This window comes from Sphingomonas cynarae, assembly GCF_039537815.1.
Lineage (GTDB): Bacteria > Pseudomonadota > Alphaproteobacteria > Sphingomonadales > Sphingomonadaceae > Sphingomonas > Sphingomonas cynarae.
In genome coordinates this window covers 169,214-184,148 of record NZ_BAABBF010000005.1, presented here as the reverse complement: position 1 = coordinate 184,148, position 14,935 = coordinate 169,214, and the positions used below count along the sequence as shown (strand labels likewise).

Sequence of the window (14,935 nt, the reverse complement as noted above, 5' to 3'; positions counted from 1 at the left end):
GCGTCCACCCGCGCGACGATCATTCGTCGCGGGTTTCGGTAATCCCCAGCAGCTTCAGCTTACGGTGCAAGGCCGATCGCTCCATGCCGATGAAGCTGGCGGTACGCGAGATATTGCCGGAAAAGCGCCTGATCTGGACCCGCAGATAATCGCGCTCGAAACTTTCACGTGCCTCGCGCAACGGCGTTCCCATGATCGCCGTAGTACCGCGATCGCCGCCTACGTTTCCGCCCAGCACTTCGGCGGGCAGGAGATCGAGCTCGATCCGCCCCACCCGGTCACCCGGCGCCATGATGATTGTCCGTTCCACCACGTTGCGCAACTGACGGACGTTACCCGGCCATTCATAGCTTTGCAGTGCCACCATCGCATCAGGCGCGATTTCTGGTGTGGGCACACGCCGTTCGCCGGCATAATAAGCAAGGAAATGCTGGACCAGCGGTGGGATATCCTCACGCCGGTCCGCCAGCTTCGGGATTACCACCGGCACCACGTTAAGCCTGTAATACAGGTCCTCGCGGAACCGGCCCGCCGCGATTTCCTCGGCCAAATCGCGCGCGGTGGCGGAGACGACGCGGACATCCACCTTTACCACCCGCGATCCACCGACACGGCTGAAACTCTGGTCAGTCAGCACGCGCAGGATGCGCGCCTGCGTGGCCATCGGCATGTCCGCGATCTCGTCGAGGAAGAGCGTCCCGCCATGTGCCTGTTCGAGCAGGCCGGGCCGAACCAGATCGCCGCCTTCCTCGACACCGAACAGCTCCTCCTCGACGCGTTCGGGGGTCATGTTGGCAGCGCTGACGATGACGAACGGGGCGGCCGCGCGCGAACTCCAGCCGTGAAGCAGGCGCGCCGCCACCTCTTTGCCGTTACCGGCCGCGCCGACGATCAATACGCGGCTGCCGGTGGCAGCGACGCGTTTCAGAGTGGCACGGACGCCATTGATCGCGCCCGAACTGCCGGTCAGGTCGGCATCGCGTCCCGCCACCGCACGCAACGCAGCGACTTCGCGCCGTAATCGCTCGGTTTCCGTCGCCCGCTCGACCATCAGCAACAGGCGTTCGGCCTCGAATGGCTTTTCGATGAAATCGACCGCACCCTTGCGGATCGCGGCGACCGCGGTGTCGAGACTGCCATGGCCGGAGATGACGAGGACCGGAATCGATGGGTCGCGCCGCTTGATCTCATCAAGCAACTCCAGCCCGTCCAGCCGCGATCCCTGCAACCACACGTCAAGCAGCGCCAGCGACGGGCGGCGAGTGGCGATCGCCTCCAGCGCCGCATCGGCATCGGCGGCACCGCGGGTTTCATAGCCCTCGTCTTCCAGAACCCCCGCAACGAGTTCGCGGATGTCCTGTTCGTCATCGACCACCAGAATATCGAGAGGCATCAGTTCATGTCCGATTCGATGTGAGTGCGGCGAGTTGGTCCTCTCCGACCGACTCGCTCGTGTCGTCGCCCTGCTCCAGCGTTTCCAGCCGGGCGGCGTCGAATGTCATCGTCACCACCGTGCCGCCGCCGAGCCGGTCGGTAAAGGCGATCGTCCCGCCATGTTCTTCCACGATTTTCTTGACGATCGCGAGGCCAAGGCCGGTGCCTCGCGCCCGCGTCGTCATGTAAGGTTCCACGATGCGTTCGCGCGCAGCGGGCAGGCCGACGCCATTGTCGGTGACGACGATGCACGTCTGCCCAGGTTCGCTGCCCGAGGCCAGAGTCAGGGTGACGATCCCGTCTTCAGCCGCGCCACGCGCCTCGATCGCCTCCACCGCGTTCTTGATAATATTGGTCAGCGCCTGCCCGATTTGGCGACGGTCGCATACCAGGCTGGGGCCGGGATCGTCGCCATGGATATCAAAGCGGATGGAGGGGTGCGCTACTTCATGGAGGAACATCACCTGTCGCGCCGTGTCCGCCAATGCTTCCCTCTGGAAAACGGGCTTGGGCATCCGAGCGAAAGAGGAGAACTCATCAACCATCCGGCGCAGGTCGCCGACCTGACGGATGATCGTTTCGGTCAGCCGGGCGAAAGTGCCATCGTCTGCCTCGATCTTGCTACCGTAGCGACGCTGAAGCCGTTCCGCGGCAAGCTGGATCGGGGTCAGCGGATTCTTGATTTCATGCGCGATGCGGCGGGCGACATCGGCCCATGCCGCACGGCGCTGATCAGACAATTGCTGCGTTACGTCGTCGAAGGTCAGAATCGGGCCGCGATCCGTATTCGCGAGCCGTACCGCCAGCGTGCGCGCCTGCGTCCCCTCACCCACGTGAACCACCGCCTCGCGTTTGGCTGGCGTGACAAGGGCATCGAGTTCGGGCGCGACGTCGGCCAGCCGGCGACCGACCATGCCCTCGCCATCGACGCCGAGCAGCCGGATCGCCGAGGCATTGGCGATGCTGATGACGCGATCCGGCCCGGTTGCGATCACCCCGGCCGATACACCCGCCATCACCGCCTCGATCAACGCTCGCCGGCTTTCGAGCTGGTCGTTGGCAGTGACCAGCGCGGTATTCTGTTCCTGTAACCGTTCGGTCATGAGGTTGAAGGCGTTGGCCAGCGTGCCGACCTCGTCGCGTTCGCGCGTATTCGCCACCCGCGCCGACAGATCGCCGCTCGCCACCCGGCGTGCGGCATCGACCAGTTCGCCGACCGGCCTCACCAGCCGGTCAGCCACCGCCAGCGCAATCCACACGGCCACTCCGACGATCAACAGCGAGATGATGAGCAACGCTGCGTTGAAGCGTATCTGAAGCGACCGCGCGCGAACCAGCAGAGCCCGATAATCCGCCTGGGCGGCCATGGCTCGCTTTGTTTGTGCAGTCATTTCACCTGGGTTGCTGCTGACCCGTGCCGCGTAAAGGAAAAGGTCCGGCGATCCCGGCACCTGCGTGAATATCTGAATGCGATCACCCGTGACGATCACTGGACTGCGCTGCCCCCGTCGCAGTTTGGCGATCGACGCCGGGGTAATCTGGCTATCGAAATCGGTCGCGTAAGGATTGACGATCGCCAGCGTCTGGACATCACCATTCGATGCGACCGTGAACAAGGCACCTTCGGACAGACTGCGATAATAGACCTGACGCGCGAAATATGCCTTGAACCCCGGGCTGTCGATCGGATCGGTCCTAAGCGTGAAGGCCAGATCGTCCGCCATCGTGACGGTCGCATCCTCCCATCGCCCCAGGATCATGTTGTAGGACGCCATGGTCAGCTGCGTCGCGTTCTCGAACACGCCGCGTGCCCGGTCTGAATACCAGAACTGGACACCGTATTGGAACAGCAGCGAGGCGAAGATCGTAACGAGCAGCATCGGCACCGCTGCCACGACCGAGAACAATGCAACCAGCCGGACGTGCAGCCGCCCCTCGCCTCCCACTGGCGACCGTGCGGCACGACGCCGTGCCACCCGCCTGCCGAACAACATGAGCAGGAGGATGCCGGGCACCAGATTGGCAACCAGCAGCAGCGCCACGAAAGGTGGCGCAATCAGTCGCTGCGGATCGTCCGCCCCGGCCAGAAGCATATAGCTGCCGGTGGCTACCCCGATCGCAACCACCAGCACCAATGCCTCGATCGCCGGCGTGACGGTGAAGCGCCTGACCGGGGCAGTGTCGGATTGGAAAGGTGCCAGAGCGGCGGTCATTGCCGCCACCCCTACAACCTGTGCTGTTGCATTAAAACCACATAATCACGTCGATCAGCCACGACCCGTCCCAATCCCGAGCAGATCGATCCTTTTCTTCAATGTATTGCGATTGATACCGAGTGCGCGAGCAGCGCGCAGCTGGTTCTGGCCGTGTCGGGCGAGCATCGCTTCGATCAGCGGACGCTCCACTTCACCGATGACGCGATCGTACAGCGTCCCGTCATCGATAGCCTCGGGCCGTTCGCGTGCGATACGGTCGACCAGTGCGCGAACCGCTGCGGCCATCTCGATATCCGGCGTGCTGACCGTTGGTGCGGCGGGCGCACCCAGCATCGCCTCGACGACATCGACTGCGATCACCTCGTCACGCGTCAGCGCAGCCAGCCGGCGCATCAGGTTTTCCAGTTCGCGAACGTTGCCCGGCCAATGATAGGCTTCTAGCGCCGCCACCGTATCCGCAGCCAGACGCCGACGTGGCAGCCCTTGGTCGGCAGCACGCCCCAGGAAATGCTGCGCCAGCAATGCCACGTCCTGTTGTCGCTCCCGTAACGCCGGCAGAGCGATTGGCACGACATTAAGCCGGTAGAACAAATCTTCGCGGAACAATCCCGCCGCCACCTGCGCGGTCAGATCGCGGTTGGTGGCCGCGACGATTCTGACGTCGGCGCGGATGGTCCGCGTACCGCCGACGGTGGTGAATTCACCGGTCTGGAGAACGCGGAGCAGGCGAGTCTGCGCCTCGATTGGCATATCCCCGATCTCGTCGAGGAACAGGGTGCCCCCCCCGGCCTGTTCGAACCGGCCGGCGGTGCGCGCCGCCGCGCCGGTGAAGGCCCCGCGCTCATGCCCAAACAATTCGGCCTCGATCAGGTCGCGGGGAATCGCAGCCATGTTGATCGCCACGAAGGGCGCCGCTCGGCGCGGTCCAAGATCGTGGATCGCGCGTGCAACGAGTTCCTTTCCCGTGCCCGATTCGCCCGACACCAGCACAGTCAGGTCGTTCGACACCACCCGCGCGATCACACGATATACGTCCTGCATTGCGGGCGAACGCCCGATCAGTGGCAGTGCCGCATCATCTGTCGGTGCCTCTGCTTCGGTGACACCGCCACCGCGCGCCAATGCGCCGGCGACAGCACGAGTAAGTACGTCGAGGTCGAACGGCTTGGGCAGATATTCATATGCACCGACATCCGCCGCACGCACCGCTGTGGTCAGCGTATTGCGCGCGGACAGGATGATGATCGGCAGGTCGGGAAAACGGCTCGTCACCTCGCGCATCCGCTCGATCCCGTCACCATCAGGCAGCACTACGTCACTGATGAGAACGTCGGGCGTACTGGTCGCGAGCAATTGATCAAGGCGGGTCAGGCTGTCGGCCGTGACGACGCCGTGTCCAGCCCGACGTAGTGCCTGCGCCACCACGGTGCGGATCGCGGCATCGTCGTCGCAGACGAGAATTGTACTCATGTTCCCGCCCTCGGCAGCAGCAGTCGCAGAACCGTCGCCGTCGGCGTGCCCTCACGGCCATATTGAACGATACCATCCATGTCGCGGACCAGCTTGTCGACGAGCGCTAGGCCCAGCCCCTGCCCCTCAGGACGGCTGGAGACAAACGGATCGAACAGATGGTCGGCGATGTCGGCTGGCGCGCCGGGGCCATTATCGATCACGCAGATTTCGATCGGCAACGGCACCCGGGCATGCCCCTGTCCGGCGGATCGGGTAAAGCCATGCCGATAGGCGGTGGTGATCGCAATGCGCGGTGTACGTTCGTCCTGCACCGCCTCACACGCATTCTTCAGCAGGTTGATGATTACCTGGGTAAGCGCATCACGGTTGATCCGGGCGGGGGGCAGCGAGGGATCGTATCGTTCATCGATGCGAATTCCGCGCGCGAACCCCGCCAGCGCTACGCCCCGGGCATGCCCAAGAAGCGGATAGATGTTCTCGGCAGCGACCGGCAGGGGCCGCGTGTCGCCGAACTCCTGCATCCGGTCGATCAGGCCGGCGATCCGATCAACCTCCGTGATGATGAGCTGGGTCAGTTCGCCTGCACCCAGCAATTGCGCTGCACCGCGGATGCCAGACAGGGGATTGCGGATCTCATGGGCCAGCATCGCGGCCGCCCCTACTGCGGCGCGAGCGGCCGAGCGATCCGGTGCCTGACCCAGCCGGCGCGAATTGGCGGCATGATGCAGCGTCACCGCCCGCCAGCCGTCATGGTCGGCAATTTTCGCCTCGACGAAATCGACCCGCATCCGCACCCCCCGCGCCGTGGAGATTTCGGTATCATAGACCGCGAAACCATAGCCGTCCCGGGCCTCCACCCCCTCCGGCGGCGGCAGGATCGCGACCAGCGGCTGTCCGGTCATCACCCGCTCCGACAGGTTGAGCATCTGCTCGGCCAATGCATTGGCATGGGCGATGCGGTCATCGGGACCGATGACGAGCACCGCGACAGGCAACGCGGCGAACAGTTCGGCGAAACCGGGCCGCCGGTTCAAGCCGCCGCGCGCCGGAGGTATGGAGCGTAGAATTCCGCCAGCATTACCTTGACCCGATCGGCATCGGGAATCTGGTTCACGGCGTTACGGAATTCCGCCGAGCCGTTCAGTCCCTTGGTGTACCAGCCGATATGCTTGCGGGCCATGTTCACGCCCGTAATATTGCCATAATGCTCCAGCATCGCCTCGTAATGATCCACGATCGTGCGATATTGTTCGTCGAGATCAGGATCGGGAATACGGCGTCCCTCATCCAGCCACGTCATTATCTGGCCGAGCAGCCATGGTCGGCCATACGCACCGCGACCGATCATCAGCCCGTCCGCCCCCGACTGTTCGAGCGCGGCATCGGCATCCTCGATCGAACAGATGTCGCCGTTGACGATCACCGGGATCGATACCGCCTGCTTGACCCCGGCGACGAAGCGCCAGTCCGCTTCGCCCTTATACATCTGATTGCGGGTACGCCCGTGAACCGTCACCATGCGAATACCCAGATCTTCCGCGATGCGCGCAAGTTCGGGGGCATTCAGGCTGTCATGGCACCAGCCCATCCGCATCTTGAGCGTGACGGGCGCCTTGACCGCCTTCACGACCGCGTCGATCAGGGTCGCGGCCAGCTTCAGATCGCGCATCAGCGCCGATCCGGCATCGCCGTTCGTCACCTTGCGAACCGGGCAGCCCATGTTGATGTCGATGATCGCCGCGCCGCGTTCCTCAGCCAGCTTCGCCGCCTCGCCCATCTCGTATGGCGTGCAGCCGACGAGCTGCATCGACACCGGTTCCTCTGACAGATGCCACGCCGCCTTCTGGATCGATTGCCGCGTCTCACGGATCGCGGCCTGACTGGCGATCATCTCGGTCACATTAAGACCGGAACCGTAGCGGCGGACGACGGTACGGAACGGCATGTCGGTGACACCCGTCATCGGGGCGAGCACGACGGGGCAGTCGATCCGGACGGGGCCGATCTGAATGGGAGCAAGCTTGCGCATGAATGTGCCTGAAATTTAGGCATCTACTTACGCGGAACCACGCCGGCTGGCAAGCATGACGCCATCGCGCTAGGCCCCGCCGCGATGACCCGTCCCCGTACCGCCGCCCTGATCGTCGCCGCCGGCCGTGGCCTGCGTGCCGGCACTACCGTAGCCAAGCAATATACCCCGATCGCCGGGCGGGCGATGCTGGCGCACGCTCACGCCGCCTTCGTCGCGCATCCGCTGATCGACGAGGTGGTGACCGTAATCGCAGACGGCCAGCAGGAACTCGCGGAGGCTGCGCTGGGGCCGGCCGCACGACTCGTGATCGGTGGTGCGCTGCGTCGCGACTCGGTGGCGATCGGCATGGCTGCGCTGGATCTCGCGGTCGAGCGGGTGCTGGTTCATGATGCCGCCCGGCCATTCGTTCCTGTCGAGGTGATTAACCGGGTGTTGGGTGCGCTCGACGGGGCAGATGGTGCTGTGCCGACGCTGCCCGTCGCAGATACGTTGGCCCGTGGCGATGGCACACTTGTACCTCGTGACGATCTGCACCGTATCCAGACGCCGCAAGGATTTTGCAGGACGATGCTCGCCAGCGCTCATGCGGCATGGCCAATCGGTGAGGATGCCAGTGACGATGCGCAGATGGTGCGGCGGCTTGGCGGACGCGTCGCATTGGTGCAGGGCGACATCATGCTCGACAAGGTCACTTACCCGCAGGACTTCGCCGCGGCCGAAGCCCGCCTGACATGGGAAACCCGCTCCGCGATGGGTTTCGACGTCCACCGGCTGGAGTTGGGTGAAGAACTGTGGCTCGGCGGCATCCTGATCCCCCATGACAAGGGACTCTCCGGTCACAGCGACGCGGATGTCGCGCTGCATGCGATCACCGACGCGCTGCTCGGCACGATCGCCGCCGGGGATATTGGTACGCATTTCCCGCCCAGTGATCCGCAATGGCGCGGCGCCTCGTCCGATCGCTTCCTGGCGCATGCCGCGTCGCTGATCGCCGATCGTGGCGGCTGGATCGATTTCGTCGACCTCACGCTGATGTGCGAGGAACCCAAGATCGGCCCGCATCGCGCAGCGATGACGGCACGCATCGCCGAGATCCTCCGTCTTCATCCCGATCGCGTCAGCCTGAAAGCGACCACGACCGAACGGCTGGGCTTCACCGGCCGTGGCGAAGGGATCGCGGCGCAGGCGATCGCGACGGTCAGCCTGCCCGGACAGGCGCGATGAGAATTCCTGCCCTGATAGCAGCCATCGCCGTGCTCGCCAGCCCGGCCACAGCACAGCGACTATGTTTGTCGGATGACGAGGCCCTGGCGCTGGCATTGGTCGCGCTCCCCGAGATCATTCGTGAAACAGGCCGCGTCTGTGCCGACCGCCTGCCGACCGCCAGCCTGATCCGGCGCGAGGGCGGGCCGGTGATTGCTAAGTATCAGGCGGCGGCAGACCGGGCATGGCCCGCGGCCCGCACGGCGATCGTCAAACTCAGCGATCCTGCGGTCGATCTGCTGTTGCAATCTGACTATGCCCGTCCGGTTCTGACCAGTCTGATCGCTCCGCAGATTGTGGGGCGGATCGACCTGACCGACTGTGCTACCATCGACCGGCTGGTCACCGACCTCGAACCGCTGCCAGCGCGCAACACCGCGGACGCGATCGTGACGGTGCTGCGCTATTTCAAAGAAAGTAAAGCACGCGGCGGCAAAGTCGCGGTGCCGGAATTACCGCTATGCCCGACCCCGCGATGATCGACACGTTGCTTCCCCCCGAACTGATCGCGGCAGCGACCCGCGTAGTCGAGGCCTATCGTGCCGCAAATCGCCGTATCGCCTTAGCGGAAAGCTGTACCGGCGGGCTCGTTGCGGCGGCATTGACCGAGATACCGGGATCTTCCGATGTCCTGGAAGCATCGATCGTCACCTATTCCAATGAGGCGAAGGCGGCGCTGCTGCGCGTCAGCACCGATGTGCTGGAGACGTTCGGCGCCGTATCAGTGGCAGTGGCGTGGAGCATGGCGCGCGGTGCGCTGGAAAAGACGGGGGCGGATACCGCCGTCGCGATCACGGGTGTCGCTGGCCCCGGCGGCGGATCGGAAAAGAAACCGGTCGGCACCGTCGTCTTCGCCCGGGCGGACCGGGGTGGTGAGGCGACCGACATCCACGCCGATCGGCGCCAGTTCGACGATAACGGTCGTGGCGGGATCAGGCTTCAGGCGGCGCTGTGTGCGCTCGAGTTATTGCTGCCGCCCCCGCCGCCCGCCGGGCTGGAGCCGTAAAGAGCGGCCGCCCGCGTCTCGAACGCGCCGATCATCCGGCGCAACGCTTGCCCGAATACCTGCCCGGCCAGCATCTCGAACACCCGGTTCTTGAAGGCAAAGTCGACCGAGAAATCGACCGCGCAACCACCATCGCCCTCAGGCAGAAACCGCCAGTCGTTGCGCAGATGCTTGAGCGGCCCGTCGACATAATCGACCGCGATCCGACTCGATCGTTCTTTCTCGACCCGACTGGTAAAGGTTTCGCGCAGCCCCTTGAAGCCGACGATCATGTCCGCCAGCGTCTCCGTCTCACTATCCTTGCGAACGCGCATCGCACTGACCCATGGCAGAAACTCCGGGTAGCGCTTCACGTCGGCGACGAGGTCGAACATCTGCTCCGGCGTATAGGGCAGATGGCGGGTTTCCTGATGCTTGGGCATCAGACCGCGACGGGCGCCCGCCCCAGCTTGACGTCGCGTGCCGCACGCATCCGCTGGAAATCGTCACCGGCGTGGTAGCTGGACCGGGTCAACGGCGACGAGGCGACAAGCAGAAAGCCCTTGGCCCGCGCAATGCTGGCATAGGCGTCGAACGCCTTGGGCGTCACGAACTCGGCAACCTTGGCGTGCTTCGGCGTCGGCTGCAGATACTGACCCATCGTCAGGAAATCGATGTCGGCGGAGCGCATGTCATCCATCACCTGATGGATTTCCAGCCGCTGTTCCCCCAGCCCCAGCATCACACCGGACTTGGTGAAGATCGACGGATCGAGCTTCTTGACGCTCTCCAGCAGCCGGATCGACGCATAGTAACGCGCGCCCGGCCGAATCGTCGGGTACAGCCGCGGCACCGTTTCGAGATTGTGATTGTAGACATCCGGCCGCGCAGCGACGATCGCCTCGACCGCGGCTTCGTGCTTGTTCCGAAAATCAGGGGTCAGGATTTCGATCGTGGTGGTCGGATTCGACCGCCGGATCGCCTCGATCACCTTCACGAACTGCTTCGCCCCGCCATCGGGCAGATCGTCGCGATCGACCGAAGTGACGACGATGTGCTGCAGTCCCATCTGCGCGGCGGCGTCGGCGACGTTGTTGGGTTCCATCGGGTCCACCGCGCGAGGCATCCCGGTCTTCACATTGCAGAACGCGCAGGCGCGGGTGCAGGTATCACCCAGAATCATCACGGTTGCGTGCTTTTTGCTCCAGCACTCACCAATGTTCGGGCAGGCCGCTTCCTCGCACACCGTTGTCAGGCTTTTCGACCGCATAAGTTCACGGGTTGCCGCAAATCCGGCCGAAGTGGGCGCTTTTACGCGGATCCAGTCGGGTTTACGCTGGCGGACGGGAGCCGAAACAGATGACAGATCGTTCATGTGGTCTAAGATAGCGTGTCACGAGGCACGAAACAACGAAGGGCTGATATCGAATGCGAAAGTTCAAGGACCTGATCGACGGCTACTATCGCTTCCGCGGCAACGAATGGATCGACGAGCGGGAGAAGTGGACCGAACTGGCCGGCGGGCAGACGCCCAAGGTGATGGTCATCGCCTGCTCCGACAGTCGCGTCGACCCCGCCACCATCTTCGGCACGCGTCCAGGTGAGGTGTTCGTGGTGCGCAACGTCGCCAATCTGGTACCTCCGTTCGATCCCAGCGGCGGCCTTCACGGTGTATCCGCTGCGATCGAATTTGCCGTCACGGTCCTGAAGGTCGAGGAGATCCTCGTGCTGGGTCACGGCCAGTGCGGAGGCGTGAAGGCGTCGCTGTCGGGTGCGCTGACCGATGCCAAGCCCGGTGAGGGCGGCTTCGTCGCGGAATGGATCAAGCTACTGAAGGATGCGCGCGAACGCGTGGTGGCCGAGCATGGCACGGGCGCCGAAGGCCAGACCGCGCTGGAGCAGGAAGGCGTGAAGGTTTCGATCGAGAACCTGAAAACCTTCCCGTTCGTTCAGGCGGGCCTCGACGACGGCACGCTGGCGCTGAAGGGTGCGGTGTTCGCGATCGCCGACGGCAAGCTGCGTGTGCTGTCGGACAATGGCACGACCTTCGAGGCGGCCTAAAGAACCTGCCGCACCACCCGACCGGGTGGTGCGGCAACGGCGCCGGTCAGCCGGCAGAGGGCGTGACGATCGCCGTCACGTCCTTTTTCGGCTCGGCGGTCGAGCGCAGATTGAGTTCGCGCAACTGCTTGGGCGTTGCGAAGTTGGGCGCGCCCATCATCAGGTCCTCCGCCTTCTGGTTCATCGGGAACAGCACGACCTCCCGGATGTTCGGCTCGCCCGCCAGCAGCATCACCATCCGGTCGATGCCGGGTGCGGAGCCGCCATGTGGCGGCGCACCGAACTTGAAGGCGTTGATCATGCCGGCGAAATTCGTGTCGACATCGGTTTGGCTGTAGCCGGCGATTTCGAACGCCTTGTACATGATTTCCGGCCGATGGTTCCGGATCGCCCCTGACGACAGCTCGATGCCGTTGCAGACGATATCGTATTGATAGGCGAGAATATCGAGCGGGTTCATCGTCTCCAGTGCGTGCATCTCGCCCTGCGGCATCGAGAACGGGTTGTGGCTGAAGTCGACTTTCTTGTTGTCCTCGTCATATTCGAACATCGGAAAATCGACGATCCAGCAGAACTCGAACCGGTTCTGATCGATCAGCCCCAGCGTTTCGCCAACGCGGGTACGGGCAAGGCCGGCCAGTTTGGCAGCTTGCGCTTCCTTGCCGGCAGCGAAGAATATTCCGTCGTCGGGGCCGAGGCCGAGCGTCTCGGCCAGCTCCGCCATGCCTTCTTCGCCATGGTTCTTGGCGATCGGTCCGCCCCATTCGCCGCCCTTGCGCGTAGCATAGCCGAGACCGGCGAAGCCTTCGCCCTGCGCCCAGGCATTCATGTCATCGAAAAATTTTCGGCTGCGGTCGGCGGTGTTGGGCGCTGGAATTGCACGGACGACGTCACCCGCCTCCACGATCGACGCGAATCGCCCAAAGCCCGATCCCGTGAAGTGATCCGATACGTCCGAGATCAGGATCGGATTGCGCAGATCCGGCTTGTCGTTGCCGTATTTGAGCATCGATTCCCGGTATGGAATGCGCTTGAACGGCAATGCCGACACCTGCCGGCCCTTGCCCTGCCAGTTCGCAAATTCCTCGAACAGACCATGCAGGACGGGCTCGATCGCCTGAAAAACATCCTCCTGCGTGACGAAGCTCATCTCGAAATCGAGCTGGTAAAACTCGCCCGGCGATCGATCCGCACGCGCATCCTCGTCACGGAAGCAGGGAGCGATCTGGAAATAGCGATCGAACCCGGCGACCATCAACAGCTGCTTGAACATCTGCGGTGCCTGCGGCAGCGCGTAGAATTTGCCGGGATGAACGCGGCTGGGCACAAGATAATCACGTGCGCCTTCCGGGGACGATGCGGTCAGGATCGGTGTCTGGAATTCGGTGAAGCCCTGCCCGATCATCCGGTTGCGGATCGAGGCAATAACCTGACTGCGCAGCATGATGTTGGCATGAAGTCGCTCGCGCCGCAGATCGAGGAAGCGATATCGGAGACGGATATCCTCCGGATATTCGGCATCACCCGCCACTGGCATCGGCAATTCGTGCGCCGCGCTCTGCACCGTTACGCCAAGCGCGAAGACCTCGATTTCGCCGGTTGCGAGATTGGTGTTGGTGGTGCCCTCCGCGCGCGCCTTCACGATGCCGTCGATCGTGATCACCGATTCCGTGCGCAATGCCTCCAGCACCGGCAGTGCTGGCGAATCGGCATCGGCCACCACCTGCGTGATACCGTAATGATCGCGTAGATCGACGAACAGCACGCCGCCATGATCGCGCTTGCGATGGACCCAGCCGGACAGGCGGACGGTTTCGCCGACATCGGCGGCAGCCAGGCCGGCGCAGTGATGGGTACGATAGGCGTGCATGGTGTCTTCTCGCATATGCCTGTCCGCGCAAAAGCGGGGGAACGGCCAAGGGGATCGTTGGTCACTCCCCTTCCCGCCCCCTCTTTGTCAACCCGCGCGAGGCCGCTATGGATAGACCGATGCATATCCATCCCCTGATTACTGACAGTGCCACGCTCGCCGATCTGTGCGCGCGGCTTGCCAAGGCCGACTTCATCACGGTCGATACCGAGTTCATGCGTGAGAGCACCTATTGGCCCGAACTCTGCCTGATCCAGATCGCCGACGTGAACGAGGCGGCGGCGATCGATCCGTTGGCGCCGGGCCTCGATATGAAGCCGCTGCTCGATCTGCTGGTCGAGAACGAGGATGTGCTGAAGGTCGTTCATGCCGGCGGTCAGGATATCGAGATCGTCTATAATCTTACCGGCAAGACCCCCCATCCGCTGTTCGATACGCAGGTGGCGGCGATGGCGCTGGGTCAAGGCGAGCAGATCGGATATTCGAACCTCGTTGACAGCTGGCTGGGCATCGTCGTCGACAAGGGTGCGCGCTTCACCGACTGGTCGCGCAGACCCTTGGATGCGCGCCAGATCGAATATGCGATCGGCGACGTCACCCATCTCGCAGCGATCTTTCCGAAGATGCTGGAAAAACTGCGGAAGACTGGGCGAGGTGCCTGGCTAGACCAAGAGATGGAGCGGCTTGCCGATCCATCCAACTATGCGAACGATCCTGATCTGGCGTGGAAGCGCGTGCGGGTGTCGGGGCGCAAACCCGACATGCTCGGGCGCCTGAAGGCATTGGCGCGCTGGCGTGAACTGGAGGCACAAGCCAAGGACTTGCCACGAGGGCGTATCGTCAAGGACGAAACGCTGGGCGATCTCGCCGGTAATCCGCCGCGCAAACAGGCCGATCTTGCCAAGGTGCGCGGTTTGTCCGCCACCTGGGCCGGCAATGATATTGGTGCCCGACTGATGCAGGCGCTGGCCGATGCGACGCCGCTATCGATCGACGAGCTACCCCCGCGCGACGATCGCAAACCGGGGCTGGGCAAGGAAGGATCGCTGGTCGCCGACCTGCTCAAGCTGCTGCTGAAAATCCGCTCGCGCGATATCGATGTCGCGTCGAAGCTGCTGGCCCGATCCGACGAGCTGGAGGCGCTGGCCGCTGGCGTACGAACTGGACTGCCGATGCTGCAGGGCTGGCGTTACGATCAGTTCGGCCGCGACGCGGTCGATCTGGTCGAGGGGCGTCTGGCCTTTGCGGTCAAGGGCGGACGGTTGAAGATGACCAGGGCGGAGGATGACGCATGAGGATGGCGACGATACCGGTATTGTTCGGGCTGATGGCCGGGTGCACGACGACGGATGGGCCAGTCGAACCGGCTGGCCCATGTCGCGTCGATATGAGCTTTCAGATGCGCTATGTCGGTAGCGAATTCAAAATGCCGCTGCGCGAGGAAATCCAGTATGCGGCCAATGCCCGGATCGCTCGCATCCTGCACCCGGATGATCCGGTGACAAAGGATTTGCGCCCTGACCGGCTCAACATCTTGCTGGGTGAGGATGGCAAGATCAACGCGCTGACATGCGGCTGATTTGATTGTCAGAGGGCAGTGG

General features: G+C 63.6%; 14 protein-coding genes. 6 read left to right on the top strand and 8 right to left on the bottom strand.

What is annotated here, in order from left to right; genetic code table 11:
• Nucleotides 1-19 precede the first annotated feature (19 nt).
• From ntrX to dusB, 5 genes are read right to left on the bottom strand one after another with little or no spacing between them, the layout of a single operon-like run.
• Nucleotides 20-1,393, bottom strand: a complete 1,374-nt coding sequence (gene ntrX, locus ABD719_RS11995) for a nitrogen assimilation response regulator NtrX (protein ID WP_344693614.1) — start codon at nt 1,391-1,393, stop codon at nt 20-22.
• A 4-nt stretch (nt 1,394-1,397) separates the two neighbouring features.
• Nucleotides 1,398-3,647, bottom strand: a complete 2,250-nt coding sequence (locus tag ABD719_RS11990; RefSeq protein ID WP_344693613.1) for a sensor histidine kinase — start codon at nt 3,645-3,647, stop codon at nt 1,398-1,400.
• A gap of 54 nt (nt 3,648-3,701) precedes the next feature.
• Complete coding sequence (gene ntrC / locus ABD719_RS11985) at nt 3,702-5,120, bottom strand: nitrogen regulation protein NR(I) (RefSeq protein ID WP_344693612.1); 1,419 nt, start codon at nt 5,118-5,120, stop codon at nt 3,702-3,704.
• Nucleotides 5,117-6,157 carry a two-component system sensor histidine kinase NtrB gene (locus ABD719_RS11980; RefSeq protein ID WP_344693611.1) on the bottom strand — a complete coding sequence of 347 codons (1,041 nt, stop codon included), beginning with the start codon at nt 6,155-6,157 and terminating at the stop codon, nt 5,117-5,119. Before ABD719_RS11980 ends, ntrC begins: the two co-directional genes overlap by 4 nt.
• Nucleotides 6,154-7,152 carry a tRNA dihydrouridine synthase DusB gene (gene dusB / locus ABD719_RS11975; RefSeq protein WP_344693610.1) on the bottom strand — a complete coding sequence of 333 codons (999 nt, stop codon included), beginning with the start codon at nt 7,150-7,152 and terminating at the stop codon, nt 6,154-6,156. Before dusB ends, ABD719_RS11980 begins: the two co-directional genes overlap by 4 nt.
• A gap of 84 nt (nt 7,153-7,236) precedes the next feature.
• Here dusB and ABD719_RS11970 point away from each other — a divergent pair, with 84 nt between their 5' ends.
• The 3 genes from ABD719_RS11970 to ABD719_RS11960 are packed head-to-tail and all read left to right on the top strand — an operon-like array spanning nt 7,237 to nt 9,424.
• Complete coding sequence (locus ABD719_RS11970; RefSeq protein ID WP_344693608.1) at nt 7,237-8,379, top strand: bifunctional 2-C-methyl-D-erythritol 4-phosphate cytidylyltransferase/2-C-methyl-D-erythritol 2,4-cyclodiphosphate synthase; 1,143 nt, start codon at nt 7,237-7,239, stop codon at nt 8,377-8,379.
• A complete protein-coding gene (locus ABD719_RS11965) occupies nt 8,376-8,897 on the top strand; it encodes a hypothetical protein (protein WP_344693607.1) in 522 nt (173 codons plus the stop codon). The genes ABD719_RS11970 and ABD719_RS11965 overlap by 4 nt, the downstream gene beginning before the upstream one ends.
• Nucleotides 8,879-9,424, top strand: coding sequence for a CinA family protein (locus ABD719_RS11960; RefSeq protein WP_344693606.1), 546 nt, complete (start codon nt 8,879-8,881; stop codon nt 9,422-9,424). Before ABD719_RS11965 ends, ABD719_RS11960 begins: the two co-directional genes overlap by 19 nt.
• Here the strand turns inward: ABD719_RS11960 and ABD719_RS11955 are convergent.
• Both ABD719_RS11955 and lipA read right to left on the bottom strand, forming a co-directional pair.
• Nucleotides 9,358-9,846, bottom strand: coding sequence for a type II toxin-antitoxin system RatA family toxin (locus ABD719_RS11955; RefSeq protein WP_344693605.1), 489 nt, complete (start codon nt 9,844-9,846; stop codon nt 9,358-9,360). The two genes, ABD719_RS11960 and ABD719_RS11955, sit on opposite strands and share 67 nt — an antisense overlap.
• Entirely contained in the window at nt 9,846-10,778 is a 933-nt protein-coding gene (lipA, locus tag ABD719_RS11950) for a lipoyl synthase (protein ID WP_344693603.1), read from the bottom strand. The genes ABD719_RS11955 and lipA overlap by 1 nt, the downstream gene beginning before the upstream one ends.
• Nucleotides 10,779-10,831: 53 nt before the next feature.
• On the opposite strand from lipA, the gene ABD719_RS11945 reads away from it, so the two are divergent.
• Nucleotides 10,832-11,464 carry a carbonic anhydrase gene (locus tag ABD719_RS11945; RefSeq protein WP_192126831.1) on the top strand — a complete coding sequence of 211 codons (633 nt, stop codon included), beginning with the start codon at nt 10,832-10,834 and terminating at the stop codon, nt 11,462-11,464.
• A 46-nt stretch (nt 11,465-11,510) separates the two neighbouring features.
• Here ABD719_RS11945 and aspS read toward each other — a convergent pair whose 3' ends face one another.
• On the bottom strand, nt 11,511-13,334 hold the full coding sequence (gene aspS / locus ABD719_RS11940) for an aspartate--tRNA ligase (protein WP_344693808.1): 1,824 nt from the start codon (nt 13,332-13,334) through the stop codon (nt 11,511-11,513).
• A 119-nt stretch (nt 13,335-13,453) separates the two neighbouring features.
• Here aspS and rnd point away from each other — a divergent pair, with 119 nt between their 5' ends.
• Both rnd and ABD719_RS11930 read left to right on the top strand, forming a co-directional pair.
• Nucleotides 13,454-14,629 carry a ribonuclease D gene (rnd, locus tag ABD719_RS11935; protein WP_344693601.1) on the top strand — a complete coding sequence of 392 codons (1,176 nt, stop codon included), beginning with the start codon at nt 13,454-13,456 and terminating at the stop codon, nt 14,627-14,629.
• A complete protein-coding gene (locus tag ABD719_RS11930; protein WP_344693600.1) occupies nt 14,626-14,913 on the top strand; it encodes an I78 family peptidase inhibitor in 288 nt (95 codons plus the stop codon). The genes rnd and ABD719_RS11930 overlap by 4 nt, the downstream gene beginning before the upstream one ends.
• Nucleotides 14,914-14,935: the final 22 nt, after the last annotated feature.

Bases quoted from the DNA above. Each gene is read 5' to 3' on its own strand.
- lipA (WP_344693603.1), bottom strand. From the start codon at position 10,778: ATGAACGATCTGTCATCTGTTTCGGCTCCCGTCCGCCAGCGTAAACCC.
- aspS (WP_344693808.1), bottom strand. From the start codon at position 13,334: ATGCACGCCTATCGTACCCATCACTGCGCCGGCCTGGCTGCCGCCGAT.
- ntrX (WP_344693614.1), bottom strand. From the start codon at position 1,393: ATGCCTCTCGATATTCTGGTGGTCGATGACGAACAGGACATCCGCGAA.
- ABD719_RS11990 (WP_344693613.1), bottom strand. From the start codon at position 3,647: ATGACCGCCGCTCTGGCACCTTTCCAATCCGACACTGCCCCGGTCAGG.
- ntrC (WP_344693612.1), bottom strand. From the start codon at position 5,120: ATGAGTACAATTCTCGTCTGCGACGACGATGCCGCGATCCGCACCGTG.
- ABD719_RS11960 (WP_344693606.1), top strand. From the start codon at position 8,879: ATGCCCGACCCCGCGATGATCGACACGTTGCTTCCCCCCGAACTGATC.
- dusB (WP_344693610.1), bottom strand. From the start codon at position 7,152: ATGCGCAAGCTTGCTCCCATTCAGATCGGCCCCGTCCGGATCGACTGC.
- ABD719_RS11930 (WP_344693600.1), top strand. From the start codon at position 14,626: ATGAGGATGGCGACGATACCGGTATTGTTCGGGCTGATGGCCGGGTGC.
- ABD719_RS11955 (WP_344693605.1), bottom strand. From the start codon at position 9,846: ATGCCCAAGCATCAGGAAACCCGCCATCTGCCCTATACGCCGGAGCAG.
- ABD719_RS11945 (WP_192126831.1), top strand. From the start codon at position 10,832: ATGCGAAAGTTCAAGGACCTGATCGACGGCTACTATCGCTTCCGCGGC.
- ABD719_RS11970 (WP_344693608.1), top strand. From the start codon at position 7,237: ATGACCCGTCCCCGTACCGCCGCCCTGATCGTCGCCGCCGGCCGTGGC.
- ABD719_RS11965 (WP_344693607.1), top strand. From the start codon at position 8,376: ATGAGAATTCCTGCCCTGATAGCAGCCATCGCCGTGCTCGCCAGCCCG.
- rnd (WP_344693601.1), top strand. From the start codon at position 13,454: ATGCATATCCATCCCCTGATTACTGACAGTGCCACGCTCGCCGATCTG.